General features: G+C 28.5%; 27 protein-coding genes and 1 tRNA gene. 8 read left to right on the forward strand and 20 right to left on the reverse strand.

The genetic code is table 11. From position 1 onward, the window contains the following. Position 1: 1 nt before the first annotated feature. The 5 genes from ribD to ACTTAV_RS04680 are packed head-to-tail and all read right to left on the reverse strand — an operon-like array spanning position 2 to position 3,877. Entirely contained in the window at positions 2-1,108 is a 1,107-nt protein-coding gene (ribD, locus tag ACTTAV_RS04660) for a bifunctional diaminohydroxyphosphoribosylaminopyrimidine deaminase/5-amino-6-(5-phosphoribosylamino)uracil reductase RibD (RefSeq protein WP_440670540.1), read from the reverse strand. Beyond that, positions 1,089-1,547 carry a transcriptional regulator NrdR gene (nrdR, locus tag ACTTAV_RS04665; protein ID WP_440670541.1) on the reverse strand — a complete coding sequence of 153 codons (459 nt, stop codon included), beginning with the start codon at positions 1,545-1,547 and terminating at the stop codon, positions 1,089-1,091. Before nrdR ends, ribD begins: the two co-directional genes overlap by 20 nt. Beyond that, positions 1,544-2,857, reverse strand: coding sequence for a serine hydroxymethyltransferase (gene glyA / locus ACTTAV_RS04670; RefSeq protein WP_440670543.1), 1,314 nt, complete (start codon positions 2,855-2,857; stop codon positions 1,544-1,546). The genes nrdR and glyA overlap by 4 nt, the downstream gene beginning before the upstream one ends. 2 nt (positions 2,858-2,859) lie before the next feature. After that, positions 2,860-3,285 (reverse strand): ribose 5-phosphate isomerase B, encoded by a 426-nt coding sequence (gene rpiB / locus ACTTAV_RS04675; RefSeq protein WP_440670544.1) that lies wholly within the window; start codon positions 3,283-3,285, stop codon positions 2,860-2,862. 1 nt (position 3,286) lies between these two features. After that, the gene (locus ACTTAV_RS04680; RefSeq protein ID WP_440670545.1) at positions 3,287-3,877 is read right to left on the reverse strand and encodes an aspartyl/asparaginyl beta-hydroxylase domain-containing protein; all 591 of its coding nucleotides are present in this window, start codon (positions 3,875-3,877) and stop codon (positions 3,287-3,289) included. 72 nt (positions 3,878-3,949) lie between these two features. On the opposite strand from ACTTAV_RS04680, the gene hemB reads away from it, so the two are divergent. Next, positions 3,950-4,939, forward strand: coding sequence for a porphobilinogen synthase (gene hemB / locus ACTTAV_RS04685; RefSeq protein WP_440670546.1), 990 nt, complete (start codon positions 3,950-3,952; stop codon positions 4,937-4,939). Here hemB and recO read toward each other — a convergent pair whose 3' ends face one another. The 10 genes from recO to dapA are packed head-to-tail and all read right to left on the reverse strand — an operon-like array spanning position 4,940 to position 12,265. Beyond that, positions 4,940-5,620, reverse strand: coding sequence for a DNA repair protein RecO (gene recO / locus ACTTAV_RS04690; RefSeq protein ID WP_440670547.1), 681 nt, complete (start codon positions 5,618-5,620; stop codon positions 4,940-4,942). After that, a complete protein-coding gene (gene rnc / locus ACTTAV_RS04695) occupies positions 5,617-6,285 on the reverse strand; it encodes a ribonuclease III (RefSeq protein ID WP_440670548.1) in 669 nt (222 codons plus the stop codon). Before rnc ends, recO begins: the two co-directional genes overlap by 4 nt. Then, positions 6,285-7,019, reverse strand: a complete 735-nt coding sequence (lepB, locus tag ACTTAV_RS04700) for a signal peptidase I (RefSeq protein ID WP_440670549.1) — start codon at positions 7,017-7,019, stop codon at positions 6,285-6,287. The genes rnc and lepB overlap by 1 nt, the downstream gene beginning before the upstream one ends. Next, complete coding sequence (acpS, locus tag ACTTAV_RS04705; RefSeq protein WP_440670551.1) at positions 7,019-7,405, reverse strand: holo-ACP synthase; 387 nt, start codon at positions 7,403-7,405, stop codon at positions 7,019-7,021. The genes lepB and acpS overlap by 1 nt, the downstream gene beginning before the upstream one ends. A 1-nt stretch (position 7,406) precedes the next feature. Further along, complete coding sequence (locus ACTTAV_RS04710; RefSeq protein ID WP_440670553.1) at positions 7,407-8,129, reverse strand: pyridoxine 5'-phosphate synthase; 723 nt, start codon at positions 8,127-8,129, stop codon at positions 7,407-7,409. Continuing rightward, positions 8,126-8,713: an orotate phosphoribosyltransferase gene (gene pyrE, locus ACTTAV_RS04715; protein ID WP_440670555.1), complete on the reverse strand. Its 588-nt coding sequence runs from the start codon at positions 8,711-8,713 to the stop codon at positions 8,126-8,128. The genes ACTTAV_RS04710 and pyrE overlap by 4 nt, the downstream gene beginning before the upstream one ends. Continuing rightward, positions 8,670-10,415: a bifunctional (p)ppGpp synthetase/guanosine-3',5'-bis(diphosphate) 3'-pyrophosphohydrolase gene (locus ACTTAV_RS04720; protein WP_440670556.1), complete on the reverse strand. Its 1,746-nt coding sequence runs from the start codon at positions 10,413-10,415 to the stop codon at positions 8,670-8,672. The genes pyrE and ACTTAV_RS04720 overlap by 44 nt, the downstream gene beginning before the upstream one ends. A 20-nt stretch (positions 10,416-10,435) precedes the next feature. Beyond that, complete coding sequence (gene folK / locus ACTTAV_RS04725) at positions 10,436-10,933, reverse strand: 2-amino-4-hydroxy-6-hydroxymethyldihydropteridine diphosphokinase (RefSeq protein ID WP_440670558.1); 498 nt, start codon at positions 10,931-10,933, stop codon at positions 10,436-10,438. Further along, positions 10,914-11,384, reverse strand: coding sequence for an SsrA-binding protein SmpB (gene smpB, locus ACTTAV_RS04730; RefSeq protein ID WP_440670560.1), 471 nt, complete (start codon positions 11,382-11,384; stop codon positions 10,914-10,916). Before smpB ends, folK begins: the two co-directional genes overlap by 20 nt. Beyond that, on the reverse strand, positions 11,384-12,265 hold the full coding sequence (gene dapA, locus ACTTAV_RS04735) for a 4-hydroxy-tetrahydrodipicolinate synthase (RefSeq protein ID WP_440670561.1): 882 nt from the start codon (positions 12,263-12,265) through the stop codon (positions 11,384-11,386). The genes smpB and dapA overlap by 1 nt, the downstream gene beginning before the upstream one ends. Before the next feature lie 43 nt (positions 12,266-12,308). On the opposite strand from dapA, the gene ACTTAV_RS04740 reads away from it, so the two are divergent. Next, positions 12,309-14,528 (forward strand): lytic transglycosylase domain-containing protein, encoded by a 2,220-nt coding sequence (locus ACTTAV_RS04740; RefSeq protein WP_440670562.1) that lies wholly within the window; start codon positions 12,309-12,311, stop codon positions 14,526-14,528. Between the two features lie 4 nt (positions 14,529-14,532). Here ACTTAV_RS04740 and ACTTAV_RS04745 read toward each other — a convergent pair. Continuing rightward, a tRNA-Ser gene (locus ACTTAV_RS04745) sits at positions 14,533-14,624 on the reverse strand. Between the two features lie 64 nt (positions 14,625-14,688). Between ACTTAV_RS04745 and ACTTAV_RS04750 the strand changes: the two genes are divergently transcribed. Genes ACTTAV_RS04750 through ACTTAV_RS04775 form a run of 6 tightly spaced genes read left to right on the forward strand, consistent with a single transcriptional unit; the run spans position 14,689 to position 21,356 of the window. Further along, the gene (locus tag ACTTAV_RS04750; protein ID WP_440670563.1) at positions 14,689-15,942 is read left to right on the forward strand and encodes a sarcosine oxidase subunit beta family protein; all 1,254 of its coding nucleotides are present in this window, start codon (positions 14,689-14,691) and stop codon (positions 15,940-15,942) included. Beyond that, positions 15,942-16,217: a sarcosine oxidase subunit delta gene (locus ACTTAV_RS04755; RefSeq protein WP_440670564.1), complete on the forward strand. Its 276-nt coding sequence runs from the start codon at positions 15,942-15,944 to the stop codon at positions 16,215-16,217. The genes ACTTAV_RS04750 and ACTTAV_RS04755 overlap by 1 nt, the downstream gene beginning before the upstream one ends. Positions 16,218-16,220: 3 nt before the next feature. Then, positions 16,221-19,226: a sarcosine oxidase subunit alpha family protein gene (locus ACTTAV_RS04760; RefSeq protein WP_440670565.1), complete on the forward strand. Its 3,006-nt coding sequence runs from the start codon at positions 16,221-16,223 to the stop codon at positions 19,224-19,226. Further along, positions 19,219-19,782, forward strand: a complete 564-nt coding sequence (locus ACTTAV_RS04765; RefSeq protein WP_440670567.1) for a sarcosine oxidase subunit gamma — start codon at positions 19,219-19,221, stop codon at positions 19,780-19,782. Before ACTTAV_RS04760 ends, ACTTAV_RS04765 begins: the two co-directional genes overlap by 8 nt. Before the next feature lie 34 nt (positions 19,783-19,816). Then, on the forward strand, positions 19,817-20,584 hold the full coding sequence (locus tag ACTTAV_RS04770) for a transporter substrate-binding domain-containing protein (protein ID WP_440670568.1): 768 nt from the start codon (positions 19,817-19,819) through the stop codon (positions 20,582-20,584). Between the two features lie 40 nt (positions 20,585-20,624). Further along, entirely contained in the window at positions 20,625-21,356 is a 732-nt protein-coding gene (locus ACTTAV_RS04775; protein ID WP_440670569.1) for an amino acid ABC transporter permease, read from the forward strand. On the opposite strand, the gene ACTTAV_RS04780 is transcribed toward ACTTAV_RS04775, so the two are convergent. The 4 genes from ACTTAV_RS04780 to ACTTAV_RS04795 are packed head-to-tail and all read right to left on the reverse strand — an operon-like array spanning position 21,353 to position 24,732. Next, positions 21,353-21,832 carry a thermonuclease family protein gene (locus ACTTAV_RS04780; RefSeq protein ID WP_440670570.1) on the reverse strand — a complete coding sequence of 160 codons (480 nt, stop codon included), beginning with the start codon at positions 21,830-21,832 and terminating at the stop codon, positions 21,353-21,355. The genes ACTTAV_RS04775 and ACTTAV_RS04780 overlap by 4 nt on opposite strands. Then, positions 21,795-23,165 (reverse strand): MATE family efflux transporter, encoded by a 1,371-nt coding sequence (locus tag ACTTAV_RS04785; protein WP_440670571.1) that lies wholly within the window; start codon positions 23,163-23,165, stop codon positions 21,795-21,797. The genes ACTTAV_RS04780 and ACTTAV_RS04785 overlap by 38 nt, the downstream gene beginning before the upstream one ends. An 8-nt stretch (positions 23,166-23,173) precedes the next feature. Further along, positions 23,174-24,082, reverse strand: a complete 909-nt coding sequence (gene trhO, locus ACTTAV_RS04790; RefSeq protein WP_440670573.1) for an oxygen-dependent tRNA uridine(34) hydroxylase TrhO — start codon at positions 24,080-24,082, stop codon at positions 23,174-23,176. After that, the gene (locus tag ACTTAV_RS04795) at positions 24,082-24,732 is read right to left on the reverse strand and encodes an O-methyltransferase (protein ID WP_440670574.1); all 651 of its coding nucleotides are present in this window, start codon (positions 24,730-24,732) and stop codon (positions 24,082-24,084) included. The genes trhO and ACTTAV_RS04795 overlap by 1 nt, the downstream gene beginning before the upstream one ends.

A 24,732-nucleotide genomic window follows, 5' to 3' on the forward strand; every position in this document is an offset into this window, starting at 1 on the left:
ATTATCTTTTATAGATGGTAATTTTGTCTTTGGCTAGTTTTGAACTTATTGTTAATTTAACTTTATATTTTTTATTTAAGATATTGTTTGATGTAAAAATTACATGTTTTTTAGTTTTTGATAAATTTTTTGAGCTCCTAAACATATAAAATTGATCTATTAATCTGTTTTTAAGCATATTTTTCGTAATTTTATCTCCTCCTTCAACTAATAAATTTCTAATACCTTGAGAAAATAATTTTCTAAGAATAATCTTTATATCAAATTTTTTTTCAGTATTTAATTTTGATTTAATCAAAGTTATTCCTCTTTTTTTTAAATTTTGAATTTTTGAGTGATTTGACGAGTGATGAAAAATTATAGTATTATTATTTTTTACAGATTTTATAATATAAGTATTCATACCTATATTCAAATTTTTATCTAAAATAATTCTTTTAGGAGAATATTTTTCATATCCATTCAAACGACAATTTAATTTTGGGTTATCAATGTTAAGAGTATTACTAGAAATCATTAAGCCATCATTTTTAAATCTTAAATAATGAGATAATTTATCAGAAGTATGACTTGTTATTCTTTTAACGTTTTTACTATAAATAAGATTATTTTTGGATATAGCAATTTTTGCTGTAACATAAGGTAGTTCGTATTTTCTATTTATTATGTATGAGTCATAAAGATCTGTTGCCTGTTTTTTTAAAAGTCCTTTTTTAACTTTAATCTTATTATTGCTTAAAATTTTAAAGCTCTTTTTTTTAACTTTATTGTCAATATCATCAATAGAATAGTAAACTTCACCAATACCACTACTAATTATCTTATTTGTACAAGGAGGTGTTTTTCCATAATGATTACATGGTTCAAGAGTTACATACATTTTAGCACCTGATAAATTCTGGAATGAATTATTAATAGCGTTAGACTCGGCATGTGGTCGTCCATTAAAGCCTGTTTGACCTATAGAAATAATTTTGTTACCTTTAGTTATCACACACCCTACTGAAGGATTTTCACCAGTTAATCCTTTCCTGGCTCTTGCTAAATTAATAGCAAGTTTCATATAATTCTTATCTTCTATTGAAAATTTATCTTTTTTTGTAGACATCTAGTTTGTCCACAAATTGTACAAAATCTTTTTCTTCTCTGAAATTTCTGTAAACAGAAGCAAATCTCACATACGCTACTGGATCAAGTTCTTTTAAACCTTCCATTACCATTGTTCCAATTGTATTGCTTGAAATCTCATTCTGTCCAAGTTCTTCTAAAGATCTTGTAATACGACTGATAAATTTTTCTACAGTCTCTGTGTCTAGTGGTCTTTTTTTAAGGGCAATATAAATTGATTTAGCTAATTTATCTCGATCAAAAGAAGATTTTCTTCCATTTTTTTTCACAACCATTACTTCTCGATGTTGTATTCTTTCAAAAGTAGTAAATCTTGCACCACAACTACAAAGTCTTCTTCTTCTTATTGCTGTACCATCTTCTGTAGGACGTGAATCTACTACAGATGTTTCACCTTTTTTCTCACAAGGACAGATCATTTATTTAAATTTTTATAAATCGGAAAATTGGAGCACAAATTAATAACTTCTTGTCTTACTTCATTTTCAACCTTACTATTGTCGTTAGGATTTTCTGACAAACCTTCAATAACTTTAGTAATTAATTCTCCAACTTTTTCAAATTCTTTTAAACCAAAACCTCTTGTTGTTGCGGCTTGTGAACCTAATCTAATTCCTGATGTGATCATAGGTTTTTCTGTATCAAATGGTATTCCATTTTTATTACATGTAATATTAGCTCTGCATAAACTTTCAGCCGCTATATTTCCTTTTACACCAAAAGGTCTTAAATCTACTAGCATTAAATGAGTATCAGTTCCCCCTGAATAAATTTTAAAACCATTATTTTTTAAAGTCTCAGCTAGTATTTTTGCATTAGCTAAAACATTTTTTATATAAGTTTGAAATTCAGGTTTTAAAGCTTCAAAAAACCCTGCAGCTTTTGCTGCAATGATATGCATTAAAGGTCCACCTTGATAGCCAGGAAAAACTGCAGTATCAAATTTTTTACCAAGATCAATGTCATTAGATAAAATTATACCACCTCTTGCACTTCTAAAAACTTTATGTGTTGTCGATGTTACTACGTGTGCATAATCACATGGATTTGGATAACCTTTACCAGCAACCAATCCTGAGAAATGAGCCATATCAACCATAAGATAAGCTCCAACTTTGTCAGCTATTTCTCTAAATCTTTTAAAATCAATTACTCTAGAGTATGCACTTCCACCAGCAATAATAAGTTTTGGTTTATGTTCTAAAGCAAGTTTTTCAACATTATCATAATCAATAAGCTCAGATTTTTTATCAACATCGTAACTAATTGCATTAAACCATTTACCTGACATTGATATTTTTAAGCCATGAGTAATGTGTCCTCCTGAATTTAAACTCATACCCATAAAAGTATCATTAGGTTTTAATAGAGCTAGAAAGACAGCACCATTCGCTTGCGCTCCTGAATGAGGTTGTACATTTGCATATTTGCAGTTAAAAAGTTTTTTGATTCTTTCTAACGCCAATTCTTCAGCTACATCAACATGTTCACAACCATTATAATATCTTTTACCAGGATAACCCTCTGCATATTTATTAGTTAAAACTGATCCCTGAGCTTCTAGTACAGCTTGAGAAACAATATTTTCTGATGCAATAAGCTCTATATGATTTTGTTGTCTTATCAATTCGTCATTTATAGCTTTAAATAAGTCTGGATCAGACTTTGAGAGACTCTTTTCAAAAAAGTCTTTATAATCAGAATTGATATATTTAGCTTCGCTTGACATAATTAAATTTTCTTAATTCTTTTTAAGTGTCTTCCACCTTCAAACTTTGTTTTTAAAAAAATATTTATCATATTCATTACATTTTTTTTCTTAAGTAGTCTTGAGCCTAATGTAATGATATTTGCATCGTTATGCAATCTTGATAATTTTGTTGATTTTAAATTAAAACATTGTGCTGCACGTATATTTTTGTGTCTATTTGCAGCAATATTCATACCCATTCCTGAACCACAAACAAGTATGCCTAGATGATTTCTGTTGATTTTTACTTTTTTTGCTACTTTATGAGCAAAGTCTGGATAATCTACTCGATTATCATTAATGGGACCTAAATCAGTAAAATTGTAATTTCTTTTTTTTAGATAAACTTTGATATCTTCTTTAAGTTTATACCCTGCGTGATCTGAAGATATAAATATTTTTTTCAAATTAATTAAATTTATAATCTAATACACAAGCCACTAAGTGAATTCTGTTCTCTTCTCCACCATTGAATGCATTATGATATTTAGTATTATTAGTAATCCAAACTGATCCATCAGCTGGTAAATGTTTACAAACATTGTCGATAACCATATGACAACCAGGGTTCGTTATTATTGGTATATGTAATCTTGGCTCAGGATCTCTATGCCAACTTAAAGTTGATCTTGGTTGTTTTAATAATATTCTTACTCTTCCTAATTTATATTTTGATGAAAGAACATCAAACACCTCTTTAAAATATGTGTTTTTAAAATCATCAATGAACTCTGAGTATGCAGCCTCATCAATTTTTTCATCTCTAATAGCTTCTTTCCCAGATGAATCTGGCATTGTCCAAAAAACACCTCTAGCTTTGTGACCTTTGATTGAATCTGGATCTCCAGGTATCTGGGTTAAAGAAATAGCACCAAAATTTGTTACTCCCTCTGGCCCACTAAAATTTTTAATTTTTAGTATCTCTTTATAAGCTTTTTGAAGTTCAGTAATGTCAAATTTGACATCTTGTTTTTGAAAATCATTAAAATTTAAATTCATATGATTGTTTAATATCTTTTTTAAGTTATATTTGTATATAACATTTGTCGCATATTATAAATAAATTTTGAAATGATAACAGGAAAATTTCCAAATTTGAGACTTAGACGCAGTCGAAAAAATGATTGGTCTAGAAGGTTGATTGAAGAAAACAGTCTGTCAGCCAGTGATTTTATATTACCAATATTCATAATTGAGGGCAAAAATAAAAAACAAGAAGTAAATTCTATGCCCGGAGTTTATCGTTATACACTAGATAAAATTAATTTTGTTGTTGATAGGGCTATAAAGAATGGCATACCTATGATCGCTTTATTTCCGTATACTAATAAGAAAAAGAAAAATAAATTTGGTACTGAAGCACTTAATGAAGATAATTTAGTTTGTAAAGCTCTTCAATCAATTAAAAGAAAATATAAAAATGAAATTGGAATTATGTGCGATGTAGCTTTAGATCCATATACTTCTCATGGTCATGACGGCCTTTTTACAAATAATTATGTTTTGAATGATGAAACAGTAAACATTTTGGTAAAACAATCTTTGTTACAAGCTCAGATGGGTTGTGATGTCCTTGCACCATCAGATATGATGGATGGAAGAATTGGAAAAATCAGAAAATATTTGGATAAAAATGGTTATAAAATGACACAAATTTTATCGTACGCTGTTAAATATGCCTCGAGTTTTTATGGACCCTTTCGTGATGCGGTAGGTTCTAAGGGTTTTCTTAAAGGAGACAAAAAAAATTATCAAATGGATTTTAGGAATAGTAATGAGGCATTAAGAGAAGTTGCGCTAGATATTAAAGAAGGTGCAGATATGGTAATGGTTAAGCCAGGACTTCCATATCTTGATATAATTAGTTCTGTTAAAGAAAATTTTAAAATTCCTGTTATGGCATATCAAGTTTCTGGAGAATATAGTTTATTAACTAACGGTGTTAATAAAAATCTTATTGACCAAAATGTAATTTTAGAGAGTCTTATTGCATTTAAGAGAGCTGGAGCAAATGCAATTGTCAGTTATTATGCTGACAGATTAGATAAAATTTTAAAATAATCACTTAACAGTACTTATAAATTCTAATCTACTCGAGGGTTGGTTTAGATTATTAGGTTTTAAAATAGTTTTTTCTAAATAATCTCCAACAAATTTTAATCCTTTTTGTAAATTTATTATATCAACACTTGTTACATTTTGATCTACTAAAAAATTTGGTATTATTTTTTTTTCTATTGAAGATTTAGAAACATACTTAAACTCATTTCCAATCAATTTTTTATCAACTAAATCTTTTAAATCTAAGTCATATCCAAGTAATTTAAATAATTCTAATTCCCAAAAAATATACTCTTTGATCCAATCTTTATTGTTGAGTAATAAATAAAATTTATTGATCAAAATATAAATATCTTTATTAGTTTGATAATCTGCAGTTAATAACTTAACTAGCTGCATTGCAGAAAGAATAGATAATAATTTTTGTGGATTTTCGAAATATATTGGTGATAAAGCTTTTAAAATCTCAACCTTAAAATATCCAATTTTATTATCTGATTTTGAATTAAAATTCACATGAATTTCATTGCCAATTTGAAGATAATTTTTTATTTTTTTTGAAGTTCCACCAAATATTATTCCTGAAACTTTACCATGGTTTTTTGTATAAATCTCTGAAATGATTGAATTTTCATTATATTTATTTTTTGAAAGTAAAAAACCAGTGTCGTCCCAAATCATATATTTTTAATATTTTTTAAACATGATATAGCAGCATTTTGTTCAGCATCCTTTTTAGATTTGCCCTCTGCAATATATAATTTGGTATCAATTAACTTTACTCCAACTTTAAAAAGTGGTTTGTGTCTAGGTCCAGTATTGGAGATTAATTTATATAATGGTAATTTTTTAAATTTTTTTAATGAATATTCTTGTAATTTAGTTTTAGCATCAATCGGTGTAATAATACTATTCTTAATATGATTTGACCATAAATTCAAAATAATCTTTTCTGAAGTATTTAATCCTTTTTCCAAAAATATTGATCCTATCAATGCCTCTAGACTATCTGCTAAAACTTTATCTTCAATTATCTTTTTTTTATCATTCATATTGAATGTAAAAATATATTTATGAAGTTCTAACTTTTTTGCAATTTCTAAACATGTTTTTTTATTTACTAATGATGCAAATTTTTTATCTAAAATACCTTCTTTTTCATCTGGATAAGTCTCTATTAGCTTTTTAGAAATTATCAAACCTAATACCCTATCTCCTAAAAATTCTAACTTCTCATAATTATTTACTCTATCAAAACTTTTATGAGTCAATGATCTTAATAATAAATTCTTATCTTTAAAATTAATCTTAATTTTTTTTTCCAAGTCGGTTAAATTTATATTCATCAATTAATTCTTTTAAAAAATCTATTAAATCTTAGAGATTTATTCCAATTCCAAAATGAAAAAATACTTCCTTTTGTTCTGTCTGATGAAAAAAAAATAAATTGAGCTTTTCCGACAAGATTATCTTTGTGAACATATCCTACACTTGATAGAAATCTGCTATCTTTAGAACAGTCTCTGTTATCACCAAGAAAAAAATAATTATTTTCAGGCACTTTAAAAGTATCAGAATTTTGAAAAGGAAAATTTTTTAAATAAACTGATATGTAGTTTTCATCATTAGGTAATTTTTCTTCAAAAGTAAATACATCAATTTTTCTTCCTCCACAAAATATTATATCTTTACTAGATTTTTTTGATTTAATTATTTCATTATTATTTAGGTATAGGTTTGAGTCTATAAATCTGATTGTGTCACCTGGAAGACCTATTAATCTTTTAATATAATCTGTTCTATTGTCTGCAGGTGTTTTAAAAACAATTACATCCCCTCTTTTTGGTTCATTAAACATTAATCTACCTTTAAATAGTGGAGGACTAAATGGGAATGAATGTTTGCTATAACCATATGAATATTTTGTAACAAAAATTCTATCACCGACTAACAAATTTGGTTCCATTGATGATGAGGGTATATAAAACGGCTGTAATAATAAGGATCTAATGATGATTGCAATTATTAAAGCATAAAATAAAGTTTTTACATTATCTATAATAAAATTTTTATTAAACATTATTTCTTTTGTAATATTGTAAATGCTATTGAGTAATCCTTTTCATCTGAAATTGAAAGAAGCAAATTATAATTATTTATTTTAAAAATCTTTTTGATAATTAGATCTATTTTTTTTGATTTTATGTAAAAAGGTTTACCTTTATTATCATTTAAAATCTCAATATCTTTAAAATTAAGATTATTTCTAAAACCTGTTCCAAGAGATTTAGCAAAAGCTTCTTTAGCAGCAAATCTTTTTGCAAAAAAGTTTGTTTTATTTGATGTATTTAATGAATGTTTAATCTCATTTTTACCAAAAGTTCTTGTTAAAAAAGTTTTTTTTTTGATCAAATCATTTATTCTTTTGTTGTGGATAATATCTGTGCCGATACCTAGAATTTTCATCTTATTTTTTTTTTAAAATATCTTTAAATTTTCTTATAACTTTTGGCAAACTATAAAATATAGATTCACCTATTATAAAATGACCAATATTGAATTCTGTAATTTCATCAATCTTAGATAGTAGTTTAGTTGTATTATAATCAAGTCCATGACCTGCATGAACTTCTAAATCATTTTTTTTTGCTAATAAAGAGCATCTTTTAATTCTTTCATATTCATTTGAATAATCTTTTTTTGATTTAACTAAATTGGCTAATTTTCCTGTATGGATTTCGATACAATCCGTTTTTAACTCTATTGATTTCTTTATATCAGCAAGAGATGGGTTAATGAATAAACTTGTTCTAATTTTTTTTTTCTTAAATTGCTTAATTATTTTTTTTAATTTAATTTCATTTTTTTTAAGATTCAATCCACCTTCTGTAGTTATTTCCTTTCTGTTTTCAGGTACAATACAAATAAAATTAGGTTTAAATTTAATAGCTTTTTTAACGATTTCTGAACTTAAAGAAATTTCTAAATTTACTAATAAATTTTTTATTGAACATATTTTTTTTGCATCAATATCTTTTATATGTCTTCTGTCTTCTCTTAAATGGATTGTAATAGAATTTGCTCCAGAATTTTTTGCAAATTTCGCAGCAAAAATAGGATCAGGATGAAATTCACCACGTGCATTACGTAATGTTGCAATATGATCTATATTTACACCTAGCCTTTTCACTTAATAAATCTACTTCCAGGCGTTGTTATCGGAATTAATTTTAATTCTTTTGGTAGCTTATTTTTTTTATAAGTTGGAACATTTATCTTTAAGTGTGAAATTATCTTTTTATCAATTTTTAATGATTTTTTTGATGATCTGTCTATTATTGATGCAAAACCAACTAATGTCGCCTTTGATCTTTTTATCAATTTAACACATTCTAAACTTGATTTACCTGTTGTTATCACATCTTCAATTATCAAAACTTTTGATCCTTTTTTTATATTAAAACCTCGTCTTAAAGTAAATTTTCCTTTGACTCTTTCACAAAATATTGTTTCTTTTTTTAAAATTTTACCTATTTCATATCCAATAATAACACCTCCCATAGCAGGTGCTAAAATTAAATCAATTTTTTTAAAACTTTTTTTTATCTTTTGAGCAAATGATTTACATATTTTTTCAGCTTCAGTTGGAAAACTTAAAAGTTTAGCACATTGAATATATTTTGATGAATGTAAACCTGAGGATAAAACGAAATGTCCTTCTAGTAACGCATTAGTCTTTCTTAAAATATCTAAGGATTTTTTGTGTGAAAGCATTTCTTTTATCTTCGTGTCTGATTATCTTAAATTTTATACCTTTTTGTTTAAGCTCTGCAATAAAATTAGTAAAATTTTTAAGATCGGTTATTATCAATTGAAACTTAAAATTAATATAATCAGGGTTTTTTCCTGCCATAACAAGATTAGAAATATTTAGTTTATGGTCCCCAATTAATGAGCTTACGTTTCCTAATTGTCCTGGTTTGTCAGGTAAAGAAATCCATAAAGTAGTATTATATTTCCTAACTTTTTCTTCTTTTTTTTCTCCTCTATCGTGCCAATATCTTCTTATTGCAGCTCTTGCTTTACCAGTTTTAGTTGTTGGTATCCAGTGCAAAGAAGGAGATTGTTTTTTTGAAGTAATAATATTTACTCTATCTCCATTTCTTAAAATTGCTTGAAGTTCACTTTTATTTCCATTTATTTCACACCCAATAGCAGTGTCACCTATCTTTGTATGGACCGCATAAGCAAAATCTATTGGGGTTGCATCTTTGGGTAATTTAATTACCGAGCCTTTTGGTGTGAAACAAAATACATTTTCTTGAAACATTTGTAATTTTGTATACTCATATGAATGTTCAGGATTTTCATTTTTTTCAATGATTTCCACTAAATCTTTTAACCAGTCATATTCTTTCCAGGTCAAAGAACTAAATTTTTCTGATGATTTATATTGCCAATGAGATGCTATACCTCTTTCTGCAAAGTCATGCATAGTTTTGGTTCTTATTTGAATTTCAATCGGTTTCTTGTATGAACCAATTACTGCTGTATGGATTGATTTATAGCCATTGATTTTGGGTGAGGATATATAATCTTTAAATTTACCTGGTATACAATTATATTCCTTATGAAGAACACCTAAAGTTTTGTAGCAATTGTCAATATCATCTAAAATTATTCTAAAGCCAATAATATCTGTTATTTGTTCTAATGAAACACGTTTTTTTTGTAATTTTCTCCAGATTGAAAAAGGAGTTTTTTCTCGTCCATAAATTTCTGATTTAATATTATTTTTATTTAACATATTTTTTATTTCATAAGAAAGTGTTTCAAAAATATCTTTTTTATCTAATTTTATTTCATCAAGTCTATTTTGAATTAAAGATCGTGCATCATTATTCAAAACTTCAAATGATAAATCTTCTAACTCATCTCTAATTCTGTGCATTCCCATTCTGTCAGCAAGTGGTGCATAGATTTCCATTGTTTCTTGGGCTATTCTTTTTTTTTTCTCATCTTTTGTAATCGCTTTAATTGTTCTCATATTGTGCAAACGATCAGCAATTTTTACTAATAAAACTCTTATATCTTTTGAAGTAGCTAAGATCAATTTTCTAAAATTTTCGGCCTTAGAATTAGAAGACGCAGTATTTTCTAAAACAGATATTTTCGTTACACCATCAACTAAATCTGCAACTTCATCACCAAACTCACCTTTGATAGTCTCGTAGGTAGCAAAAGTATCTTCTATAGTGTCATGTAGTAACCCAGTTGTTATTGTTGCACTGTCTAATTTTAAATCTGTGAGAATATTTGCTACTTCGATAGGATGAACAGAATAAGGGTCTCCTGAAGCTCTTTTTTGATTACTGTGAGCTTTGACAGCAAAATTATAAGCTTTATTCAACTTTTCAGGATTTAAAAACTTATTATATACTTTTACTTTATTTATTAAATCTTCAGAGTTTAACATGATTTTATTATATCACTTATTTAAATTTGTTTAATAGATCTAATATCTTTATTTGATAATGATAATATAAGTTTTGTAATAGGTTGTTTTAAAATTGGGTGTCTCCAGGCTTTATTAAGCTCATACAAAGGTAAAAGAACAAAGTTTCTTTGATGCATTTTCGGGTGTGGCAAAATAATCTTGTCTTTCATTTTTTGATTATAATAATCAATTATATCAATATCACATTCCCGAGGTGCATTTTTTGGTCTTTTTTGCCTTCCTAGATTAATTTCAATTTTTTTACAAATATCAATTAATTTTGAAGGTGATAAATTTGATGAAATTTCTAAAATTATATTCAAAAATTTTGGTTTATTTGGATTTGGCCAAGATAAACTTTCGTATATGTTGGATGATTTTCGTATTATAATATCATTTTGAATTAATTTAAATTTTGCAAGTTCAATATTTTTTCTTCTATTTCCTAAATTTGAACCTATTCCAAGATAAATTGTTTTAACTAGATTTTCTGACATATCTTGCTTTATCACGATTCCAATCTCTATTTTTTTTTACTGCTCTTTTGTCAAATTGTTTTTTTCCTTTTGCAACGGCTAGTTCAATTTTTGCTTTTCCCTTTTTAAAATACATTTTGGTAGGCACTATAGTAAAGCCATCTCTTTGCATTTTTCCTATTAATTTATTTATTTCTCTTTTTTTTAATAACAATTTTCTCTCATCTATAGGATTATGATTTGAGTAACTTGCCTGTTTATATGAAGCAATATGAGAATTAATCAAAACAATTTCACCATTCTTTTCAATAGCATAAGAATCTGCAATATTCACTTTTCCATCTCTAATAGATTTAATTTCAGAACCTTTAAGAACAATACCTGCCTCTAAAAAATCCTCAAAAAAATAATTAAAACTAGCTTTTCTATTAAAACAAATTATCTTTAAACCAGGATTGGTTTTTTTATTCATTAAATTAATCTTGCGGACTTCAGAGCTTTTTTTACAATTTCCTTAGTAGAATCTGTAACTTTAACTAAAGGTAATCTGACATTATCATCACATAAGTTTAATAATTTCGCCGCGTATTTTACTGGGCTTGGATTACTTTCGACAAACATTGCATGATGAACAGGTTGTAAAATTTTATCAAGCATTTCAGCTTCTTTAATATCTTTATCTGTTTTAGATATTGACATTCTTTGAAAATCTGAACAAAGTTTGGGAGCAATATTTGCAGTAACACTTATTGCTCCTGTGCCACCCCTTTTATTAAATTCAAGAGCATTATCATCATTACCGGTTAACTGAAGAAAATCTTTTCCAAGTTTTTTTAAAGTTTGATCTACCCTATTTAAATCTCCAGTAGCATCTTTAACCCCAACTATATTTTCTAGTTCATAAAGTCTTGACATTGTTTCTACTGACATATCTATTACCGATCGTCCTGGGATGTTATAAATTATTATTGGAATTCCACAGCTGTCATTAATAGCTTTATAATGTTGATATAAACCCTCTTGTGTCGGTTTGTTATAATATGGTGTTACTATAAGTGCTCCATTAGCACCTATTTTTTCAGCATGTTTAGTTAAAGAAATAGCCTCTTCTGTTGAATTCGATCCTGTCCCAGCAAATACAGGCAGCTTACCTTTGCTTTCCTTCACACATAGTTCTATTACTTTTTCATGTTCTTGATGGTTCAATGTTGGAGATTCTCCTGTTGTACCCGCAGGAACTAAGCCATTAGTGCCATTTTCGATATGAAAATGGATTAACTTGATATAAGTTTCCTCATCTAGTTTATTATTTTTAAATGGGGTAACCAAAGCAACATTTGAACCTTTAAACATAAATACTTATAACATAGTTTATAGATTCATGTACTAAAAGATTATGCTTAAAAAATTAATATATTTTATAATTTTGACTGTCTTATTAAATTTAACTTATTTATCATATGCAGAGATAATACCTTTAAAAAAACCTAGTCAAACTCAAAAGCAAGAGGAAAAAAAGTTATTAGCTGATATCTTAAAACCACTCCCAAAACCTATTGAAAAAAAAGAAATAAAAATAAAAGAAGATAAAGTTGAAAAAAAAATAGTCACAAAGAAGGAGAGCAAACAAGGTCTTATTTTACCCAAAAAAAAACCTTTAATTGCAGGATCTAAAACAACAGATACTATAAAAAAATCAAAATATTATAACAAGAAAGATTTTGAAATAGCCAAAAAAGCAATTTCAGAAATGAAACAAGCTAAATGGTCAACTGCACTTAAAACTGCAAAAAAAGCAAAGGATAAATCTATATATAATTTCATTCAATGGAGACATTTGTTAACTAAAGGTAATAAGGCTTCGTATTATGAATATAAAACTTTTATTGATGCTAATGAAGATTATCCTAGAATAGGACGAATAAAATATTTAGCTGAACATAAGCTTTCAACAGACTCTATTGCACCAAAAAAAATCATTGATTGGTTTGGTACAAACGAACCATTAAGTGGGTTTGGAAAGATGATTTTAGGAGAAAGTTTAATTCTAAATGGTAATACTCAAAAAGGAACCTCTCTTATTAAAGGCGGTTGGATTACAGCAGAATTAAGTAAGTCAGAATTAAAATTTTATAGAAAAAAATTTAAGAAATATCTTAACGCAGATGACTATATTAAAAGAGCAGATTATTTAGCATGGAACAATAAATACTGGGATTTAAAAAGATTACTTAGATATTTACCAAAAGACTATGAATTACTTTATAACGCAAGACAATTATTAATGAGTAAATCCTATGGCGTTGACACTGCAATCTCAAAAGTTCCATCAAAATTTAAAAATGATGCTGGTTTAAATTATGATAGACTTAAATGGAGAAGAAAAAGAGGTAGAGTTGAGAGTTCAGTAGAAATTTTAACAAAAATAAAGAACACTAAAGATTATTTAGTTAGACCAGATAAATGGTGGATTGAAAGAGAAATTATTTCAAGATCTCTAATTTATAAAAAGAAATATGAGTTGGCATATAAAATTGCCAGTAACCATGCTTTAACAGATGGACCTGAATACGCAGGTGCAGAATGGATGAGTGGGTGGATAGCATTGAGCTTTTTGAACGACCCATTATTAGCAAAGGATCATTTTGAAAATTTTTACAATAATGTTGGTTATCCAATTAGTACATCTAGAGGAGCTTATTGGTTAGGTAAAACTTATCAAAAACTTGGGAAAAAAGAATTAGCTGAAGAATGGTTTGGTAAAGCTTCCGATTTTCTTACCACATATTATGGACAATTAGCTTTTATGGAATTAAATCCTAATAAACCTTTTGAACTTTCTAAAGATATTGAAGTATCAAAAGAATATAGAGATTATTTTTTTAAAAAAGAGTTAGTAAAAACAACTTACCTTCTTGATGAACTAAATGAAGATAAATATGCAAAACATATTTTAAGACATTTAGCAAATGACAACATTGATAGTGGTAGTGAAGTTTTAGCTGCTGAACTAGCAACAAATATTGATAGATTTGATTTTGCTATCCAGATTGCAAAAATTGCTTCTTATGAAAAAAGATTTCATAATAAGTATAATTATCCAATTATAAGTACTCCTAATTATATTAATGGAAGAAAAATTCCTGACACTGCATTCATACTATCAATTATACGACAAGAAAGTGAGTTTGATTTAAGTGCCAACAGTCATGCAGGCGCAAAAGGCTTAATGCAACTTATGCCCTACACTGCTAAATTAGTTGCTAAACAAGCAAATCTTCCTTATTCAAAATCCAGATTAACACGAGATGCTGAATATAATATTAATTTAGGTTCTCACTATATAGCTGGTCTTATTCTTGAATATGATGGTGCTTATCCATTTGCTATAGCCGCTTATAACGCTGGACCAAAGAGAGTTAGATATTGGAAAAAAATAAATAAGAATCCTCAAAAAAATCAAATTGATTATGTTAATTGGATTGAATTAATTAAATTCAAAGAAACAAGAAATTATGTTCAAAGAGTACTGGAGAATTATAATGTCTATCGTTATATTTTAGCTCAAAAACCAATTTCTATGAAAAACTTTTTCAAAGATGAGCCTTTGTATTAAGATATGGCGGAAGAGGAGGGATTCGAACCCTCGGTACAAGTTTCCTCGCACGGTCATTTAGCAAACGACTGGTTTAAGCCTCTCACCCACTCTTCCAGGAAATTTGTCACTTCTGATTGTATTGAATAATCAATATTTATAAAGTAATTATTCACTTATAATGAAAAATAAGTACTCTTTATTTTCACTGGTTAAAAACGCTTTTTCATATCATGAAAATTGGGAAAAAGCATGGAAAGATCCTGAGCCTAAAAAAGAATATGATGCAGTAATTATAGGTGGTGGTGGTCATGGACTTGCAACTGCTTATTATCTGGCAAAAAAGCATGACATGAAAAATATTGCTGTTGTAGAAAAAGGTTGGATTGGCGGGGGAAATACAGGAAGAAATACCACTATAATAAGATCAAACTACTTATGGGATGCAAGTGCCGGACTTTATGATCACGCATTAAAAATTTGGGAGGGTTTATCACAAGAACTTAATTATAATGTAATGTTTAGTCAAAGAGGAGTAATGAACCTAGCACATAATTTGCAAGATGTAAGAGATTTAAAAAGAAGAACTCATGCAAATAGGTTAAATGGGATAGATGCTGTTTATTTAAATACTGAAGAAGTTAAAAAATTTTGTCCTATTATTAATACTTCTCCAGATATTCGTTATCCTGTTTTAGGTGGAACTTTACAGAAAAGAGCTGGTACAGCTAGACACGATGCTGTTGCATGGGGTTATGCAAGAGGTGCTGATGAAATGGGAGTTGATATTATTCAAAATTGTGAAGTTAAAGGTATAAAAAGAAATGGTGATATTGTTGATGGTATTGAAACAACAAAAGGTTTTATTAGAACAAAAAAAATTGGCGTAGTTGCAGCTGGACACTCTAGTGTTATTGCAAATATGGCTGGACTAAAATTACCCTTAGAAAGCAAACCGCTTCAAGCACTAGTTTCAGAACCAGTAAAACCTATTATTGACACTGTTGTAATGTCAAATGCTGTTCATGCTTATGTAAGTCAATCTGATAAAGGTGAATTAGTTATTGGCGCAGGTACAGATGACTATGTCTCTTATTCGCAAAAAGGAAGTCATGATATCGTTGAGGGAACTTTAAATGCTATCTTAGAATTATATCCAATATTTAGTAGAATGAGAATGCTTAGACAATGGGGAGGTATTGTTGATATTTGTCCAGACGCTAGTCCAATAATAAGTAAAACATCTGTAAAAGGATTATATTTTAATTGTGGTTGGGGAACTGGTGGATTTAAAGCAACTCCTGGATCAGGTGATTTATTTGCACACACAATAGCAAATGATGAACCGCATAAATTAAATGCTGCTTTTAACATAAATAGATTTGTTAGTGGTGATCTTGTTGATGAACACGGTGCAGCTGCTGTAGCACATTAATGTTTATAATTAATTGTCCATACTGTGGTGAAAGAGAACAAAGCGAATTTAAAGCTGGTGGGGAAGCTCATATAGTTAGACCAAAACAACCAACTGAATTAAGCGATGATGAATGGGCTGAATATCTGTTTATGAGAAAAAATATTAAAGGTATCCAATTTGAAAGATGGGTTCATGCTCACGGATGTAGAAAATGGTTTAATATGGTTAGAGATACATCAAACGATGAAATAAAAGCAGTTTATAAAATGGGTGAAAAACCTCCAGCTAAATAGATCATGATAAAAAATTTAAGAGTCAAAACAAGTAAGTTTATTGATGAAACATATAAAATTTCATTTAAATTCAATGGGACAACTTATTATGGATATAAAGGAGATACTCTAGCATCTGCTCTTTTAGCTAATGATATTCATTTAGTTGGAAGAAGTTTTAAATATCATAGACCTCGTGGGATCATGACAGCAGGCTCAGAGGAGCCTAATGCAATAGTTCAACTACATAATAATACCGCAAGGACAGAACCCAATGTAAGAGCTACTGAGATCGAAATATATGAAGGACTTGAGGCATCAAGTCAAAATTGTTGGCCCAGTGTAAAATTTGATATAGGTGGAATAAATAACTTTCTAAGTCCAATTTTGCCAGCTGGTTTTTATTACAAAACATTTATGTGGCCTGCAAATTTTTGGGAGAAATACGAATATTTTATTAGAAAGTCTGCAGGTTTAGGAAAGTCACCAACTGAACCAGATCCTGATATTTATGAACATAAATACATACATTGTGATGTTTTAGTTATTGGGGCAGGAATTTCAGGCATTATGGCGGCAAAGACTGCTGCAAAAAATGATTTAAAAACACTTTTAGTTGATGAAAAGCCCTATCTTGGTGGTTCAACAATTTATCAAAATTCTGAACATTTTAAAATTAACAATCAAATTTCAAGTTCATGGTTAGAAAAAGAAATTAATGAAATCAAAAAGATTAATAATTTAGAAATAAAAACTAGAACCAGTGTTGCTGCTTTTCATGGTTATAATTTTTTATTAGCTCGAGAAAACTTGACTGATCACTTACCTTTAGAAAATAGAAATAACAAAACACGTCATAGACTTCTAAAGATTAGAGCCAAAAAGGTTATAAATGCTACTGGATCTTTAGAAAGACCATTAATTTTTGATAATAATGATCGTCCAGGTATTTTGTTATCTTCAGCTATTGAGAAATATGCAAATCTTTTTGGTGTAGCATGTGGTGAAAAAAATGTTCTATTTACAAATAATGATAGTGTTTACGAAACAGCGATTAGTTTGTACCAAAAAGGGATAAACATAGAAGCAATCATAGATAATAGAGAAGATGTTGATTCTAAACTAATCAAAGAAACTGAAAAAAATAACATTAAAGTCTACAAAGGATATACAGTTGTTAATACATCTGGCTACAAAAGAATTAATAAAATTTCAATAATGCAACTTTCAAAAGATGGTCAAAAAGTCGTGGGTTCCAAAACAGGTATTGAATGTGACTGTCTTGGAATTTCAGGTGGATGGACACCAGCTGTGCACCTCTTTACACAATCTGGTGGCAAATTAAAATTTAGAGATGAAGATCAAGTTTTTATTCCAAATATATATCCGTCAGACCAAATTAGTCTAGGTTCTTGTAATGGTGATTTTACTTTAGATGAAATATTAACAAATATACCTAAAACCTTAAAAGAGTTTTTAGATATAAAAAAAACTGATTATGAAAATTTAGAAGTTCAATCTTCATTTAATAAATCAAAAAGAAATATATGGTTGCTTCCCTCTGATAAAGTCATTGGAAGAACAAAACCTTTTGTTGATTATCAAAACGATGCTACAGCAAAAGATATTAAGTTAGCATTAAGAGAAGGTTTTAGATCGATTGAACACGTAAAAAGATACACAACAACTGGAATGGGAACTGATCAAGGAAAACTTGGTAATATGCATGCGTTAGGAATTATTTCTGAAACAGCAGGCTCTAAAATGGGAGAACTTGGCACTACAACTTTTAGGCCACCCTACACTCCTCTTACATTTGGAACTATAGTTGGAAGAAATGTTGGTGAATATTTTGATATATTTAGAAAGACCCCAATACATGAGTGGCATGTGCAAAATAAAGCTGAATTTGAGAATGTAGGTCAATGGAAGAGGGCTTGGTACTATCCAAAAAACGGTGAAAATATGCATGATGCAGTTCAAAGAGAGAGTAAAGCAGCAAGAGATAGCGCCGGTATATTAGATGCATCTACATTAGGTAAAATTGATATTCAAGGTACTGATGCGTCTGAATTTTTAAACAGAATTTATACAAATGCTTGGTCTAAGCTAGCTATTGGAAAATGTCGATATGGTTTAATGTTAAACGAAGATGGAATGGTTTATGATGATGGAGTTACAACAAGATTAGATGAAAACCATTATATTATGACCACTACTACCGGTGGAGCTGCAACAGTTTTAGGAAAACTTGAAGATTATTTACAAACTGAATGGCCTGAATTAGATGTTTATTTAACGTCTGTAACTGATCATTATGCAACAGTAAGTGTTTGTGGACCCAATAGTAAGAAAATTATATCTCAAGTAATTCCTGATCTTGATTTTTCAGATGAAAATTTTCCACATATGTCTTTTAAGAATGCAAAAATTGGTAAGATTAAATGCAGAGTAATGAGGATAAGTTTTACAGGTGAACATAGTTACGAAATAAATGTTCAAGCTAATTATGGTAAGTCAGTATGGGAAAAGTGTATGGAAGCTGGAAAGGAATTCAATATCACTCCTTACGGAACTGAAACTATGCATTTATTAAGAGCTGAAAAAGGATTTATCATTGTAGGTCAAGATACTGATGCAACTATGACTCCTATCGATTTACAAATGAATTGGATAGTTAGCAAAAAGAAATATGATTTTATAGGAAAAAGATCTTTGTATAGATCTGACACCATAAGGGAAGATAGAAAACAGTTAGTTGGTCTACTCACAGAAAATCCTGATGAAGTTCTAGAAGAAGGTGCACAAATTGTTGCTGATATTAATAAGTCACCTATTGAAATGTTGGGCCATGTAACATCAAGTTATTATAGCCCAAACTTAAAAAAATCTATTGCTCTTGGAGTTGTTAGAGGTGGAAAAAACATGATGGGTCAAAAATTAATTATACCAATGGAAAATAAACAAATTAATGTAACTGTTGCAGACCCAGTTTTTTTAGATAAGGAGAACAAAAGATTAAATGCTTAATTACACTAATGTAATAACCGAAGAAAAATCTTACTCAGGTTTGCAAATGAAAGAAATAAAACCTGTTATGAAATTAGTTATTAGAGGTAAAAAAAGAGAATTTTTATCTGCTATTGGTAAATCATTAAATCTATTGCTGCCTACTGAACCTAATACGTCCTCTAGAAGTGAAAGGTTGTCAGCTCTTTGGTTAAGCCCAGATGAATGGATGATTTATTCGAATGAAGTTTCTGATCCAAATACTAATGATTATGAAACAGAGAATTTATTAAATAAGAATATTTCTAAAATCAATCTAGGCGCTGTGACAAATGTTACTGATCAATTTGTTTTAATAAATATTAAAGGTGACAAAATTTTTGACTTATTTGAGACCGGATCCCCTTTTAATTTCAATGATTTTAAAAATAAAATAGGTTCAGTCGCTCAAACGATTCTCGCTAAAGTTGATGTAATTATTCATAATCAAAACCAAAATGAAGTTAATCTTTTTGTAAGACGTTCATTTTCACAACATTTATTCTCATGGATGAATGACAGTGCGTCAAGATTATAGTCTCATTTAGATTTTAAATAAGTTATTAAAAGGAATGAAAAAATTATTTTTAATAGCAGTATTTGCTTTTTTACCCTTTTCTTTAAACGCAGAGTCTAATTTAGACAAAATTCTTTCATCAGGAGTTTTAAAAGTTGGAACAACTGGTGATTGGGATCCTATGACAATGAAAGATCCAGCAACAAATAAATATAAAGGATTTGATATTGATGTAATGAATGAATTAGCTAAAGACATGGGTGTAAAAGTTGAATTTGTTCCGGCTGAGTGGAAGACAATAGTTTCAGGAATTACGTCAGAAAGATATGATATTTCAACAAGTGTAACAAAAACTCCTAAAAGAGCTGAAGTAGCAGGTTTTACAGATACTTATTACAAATATGGAACTGTTCCACTAGTACTTAAGAAAAATTTAAAAAAATTCCCGACATGGGACTCATTAAATAATTCAAATGTAACTATTGCTACAACTCTTGGTACATCACAAGAAGAAAAAGCAAAAGAATTTTTTCCAAAATCAAAATTAAATTCTGTTGAAGCTCCCGCTAGAGATTTTCAGGAAGTTTTAGCTGGGAGAGCTGATGGAAATATAACTAGTTCAACAGAAGCCAATAAATTAGTAATCAAATACCCGCAATTAGCAATTGTTCCTGATGGAGAAAAAAATCCAGCATTCTTAGCTATGATGGTTCCAAAAGGTGACGATAAATGGAACAGTTACGTTAATGACTGGATAAAAAAGAAAAAATCATCAGGGTTTTTTACAAAGTTACTGGCTAAATATAATCTAAAAAGTTTATAATCAATTAGTAATTAATTTTTAATTCTTTATAACTTTAAGAGTGAGAAATTTATTTTTTTTACTTTTAATTTTACCTTTAACTTCGTGCGTTAAGAGCGAGCTTAATTGGTTAATTTTGTCCCCTAACAATATAGAGGGATTAACTAATCTAAAATTTTTGTTAAGTGGTTTAACTACAACTATTTTCATTTCTGTGGTTTCAATAATTATTTCTATATTTTTAGGACTAGTTGTTGCTATACCATCTTTAGCAAAGAATAAATTATTAACTTATCTAAACATAGGTTATGTGGAAATAGTAAGAGCAATACCGTTGTTAGTTCTTATTTTGTGGATCTATTATGGTTTACCAATAATGACAGGTATTAGTTTCAGTCCATTTGTATCTGGTATCATTGCTCTATCTATAAGTGAAAGTGCTTTTCAAGCTGAAATTTTTAGAGCAGGAATTAATTCAATAAAAAAATCACAATGGGAAGCCGGTAGCTCTTTAGGGCTTAATTTTTTTCGAAAATTAAAATTAGTCATTCTTCCTCAGGCAATTAAAAATATTTTACCAGCTATAGGAAACCAATTTGTTTATGTTTTAAAGATGTCTTCATTGGTTTCAATTATTGGTATCGGTGATTTGACTAGAAAAGCTAATGAACTTGTTGTTACAACCTATCGACCATTAGAAATTTATACATTTTTAATTTTAGAATATTTAGTTTTAATATTAATTGTTTCCTATTTGGTGAGAAAATTGGAAAAAAAATTACAAAAAGATTAATTTTTTTTTCTCCAATCCCAAGGATATTCAAATTTCATAGACCACATACCCAAATTATTTGATCTTGCAAAATCTTCATCTGTAATGAATTTCTTAGAATATTTTCTATATGCAAATGCATATCCACTTTTAACCAAATAACTTGATAAACTTAAATCATTTATAAAGCATTCAGCTAATGTTCTTTTGTATTGATCTTTTCCCTCTCTGACACAATTAATTTTTTTATTTCCAATCGCCTTAATCAATAACTCTTTAGCTCTAATGCCACATTTAATTACTTCGTTATTCTTAATGCACGTTTGTTGTATTTCTGGAGTATCGATACCGCTGAAACGAATTTTTTCACCATTTAAATGTATGGTATCACCATCAATAATTTTTAATTCACTCGATTTAACATCGTTATAGGTTAAGAAAAAAAATATTAGTAAAATACTAATAACTAAAAAGAGGTTTTTTTTGTTTAAATACATTATTTAGAAAATAACCAATAAATATTAAAACGACAATCCCCATAGCCCAATTTGTAGCCATGATTGTGTAAAAAATATCTTCATAGTCTCCTCCTCTAATATTAATTACGTACCATAAGCTTAAAAAAGGAAACGCAGTTAATCTTAAAATACTTAAATAAAGACTATAAAGAGGTTTTTTGACAGCTTGAAATACCGCTGTAGTAATAAAGAACACTGGATAAATTGGTCCAATCAAAGCTGCAACTTTTAAGTAAATAGCTCCACTCATGACTGCTTCTTGGTTGTCAGTAAATAAAGAGACAAAAAATTCTGCCCCGAAAAATATTATTATTCCGGCAATTGCCATGAATGAAGAACCAAATAATAAAGCTTTAGTGTAGAGTTCTCTAATTCTATCATAAGCTTTAGCTCCAAAATTTTGGCCTCCAATAGAAAGAACTGCTGTATTTAATCCAATAACCGGTAATAAAAATACTTGTTCAACCCTTAAAGCAGCTCCATAACCAGCAGTAGCTAGATCACCAAACTGTCCAATAAAATATAATATATTAAATATACCTACCCCAATAAATAACATACTGAACATAACGGGGACAGCTTGTGTTGTTAATGGTTTTAAATACTCAAACTTAGGAATGAAGCATTGCAATTTTAGATATTCTTTTATCTTACAATTATTGACTTTATAAGCTAGATAGATTGTTCCAATTAACTGTGAAATCACTGTAGCTATTGCTAGTCCAGCAATACCAAATCCAGGTATAAAACCATATCCCCATATAAAAAGAGGATTTAAAAAAATATTTAGGAAAAAACTAAATATTAAAACATTTCTATAACTTCTTGTGTCACCTTGTGCATTTAAAGTTCCGTTTAATGAAATTTGTATCAATACAATAAAAGTTCCATAAAAAATTATATCTAGATATTCTCTTGTTAAAGCAATACCTGCTGCATCAGATCCCATTACACCAAGCAGATAATTTGAAGCATTTAATCCAAATAAAGTTACAAATATTGATACTGTTAAAGCAAAAATCAGAGATTGAGCAATATACATGGAAGCAACTCTTACTTTTTTTTCACCTATTGAATTACCAATTAAAGCATTGGTAGCTGCTCCCAATCCAACACCAACAGCTATTATTGTAAAATAAATTGGAAAAGATTTAGCAATAGCACCTATCGCTTCTGCTGAAATTCTACCAGCAAACCAAGTATCAACTAAATTATAAAAAGTTTGAAATAAAGAACCTACACTTGCAGGTATAGTAACTTTTCTTAAAAGAGACCAAATTGGATCTTTAGTTAATTTTATTGATTTAGACAAAGTTATCCTTATTTAAATTCTTTTTGAAAAATATGTTTTTTTCCAGATTGTTTTGCTTTGTATATCTGACTTTGTCTCATTCTAAAACGTGATTTTTGAGTTTCTGTTAATTTATCATAACAATTTGGACAAGAAACTCCCTCTTCATACTTATTTGATCTTTTGTCTTTTGAAGAAATAGGCATTCTACATCCACTACACATAGAATAAGAGCCTAACTTTAATCCATGTTTTAGACTAATTCTATTATCAAATACAAAACACTCACCTTTCCACAAACTTTCATTTTTCTTTATCTTATTTAGATAATTTAAAATTCCACCATTTAGTTGATAGATATTTTTAAATCCTTTCTTCTTTAAATAAACAGAAGTTTTTTCACAACGTATTCCACCAGTACAAAACATTGCTACTGGTTTATTTTTCTTCAATTTATTCAAATACTTAGGAAAATCTCTAAAATTAGTTATATTTGGATTTACTGATCTTTTAAAAGTTCCAACCTTATATTCAAAAGGTTTTCTAGTATCAATTATGTAAGTTTCTTTATTCTTAATTAGTTCATTCCAATCTTTTGGGTCTAAATGAGATTTTATATTTCTCTCTTTAGGATTAATGATTAAATTCATAGGTACAATTTCTTTTTTAATCTTAACTTTAGGCTTATGAAACGGTTGAAATTTAGATTTAGACTCATTGCTACTATCAAATAGTTTAAATAAGAATAAAGATTTTAGTTTTTTAGTAGTTTTATCAATATCTTTGACGCTACCAGAAATAGTGCCATTTAATCCTTCTTTAGCAATGATTATCGTTCCTCTAATATGGTTTGAAATAAGAAACTTCTGTAAAAAAACTTTGTTTTTTTTTAAAGATTTAACCTTTATGAATTTATAAAAACCAAAAACTTTAAACATTATAAAACCCTACAAACAGTCATTCCATCACCTAATGGAATAATTATTTGCTCTACTCTTTTATCTTCAGATACAAATTTATTAAATTCTCTAATATTTATAGTAAATTTATCATTATTTTTTTCATCAGCTACTTCACCGTGCCATAAAACGTTATCAATAATGATCAACCCACCTTTATTTAATAATTTTAGGGATTTTTCATAATATTCCTTATAATTCATTTTATCAGCATCAATAAAAATCATATCAAATTTATTATTTTCTAATTCTTTCAAGCTTTCAAGAGCCGGTTTAATTATTGTTTGAATTTTATGATCTTGATTAGCTTTTTTAAAAAAATTTAATGATATTTTGTTTGTCTCTTCATCTTTATCAAGAGCAATTAACTTTCCGTCATCAGGTAAAGCGAGTGAAATTGTGAGCGCACTCAGACCAGTAAAAGTTCCGATTTCAAGAACATTTTTAATATTTGAAACTTTTATAATTAGATGAAGAAAATGACATTGTGTGGGATCAATCTGCATTCTTTTGATGTCACCTAAAGTTTTATTATAATCAATTATCTCTTGTTGGACTGGATGTAAACTTAATCCAAAATCATTTATATAATTTTGTAACTTTTCTGTAATATCAAGGTTTGCACCCAT

The organism is Candidatus Pelagibacter sp. HIMB1483, assembly GCF_052048135.1.
Classification (GTDB): domain Bacteria; phylum Pseudomonadota; class Alphaproteobacteria; order Pelagibacterales; family Pelagibacteraceae; genus Pelagibacter.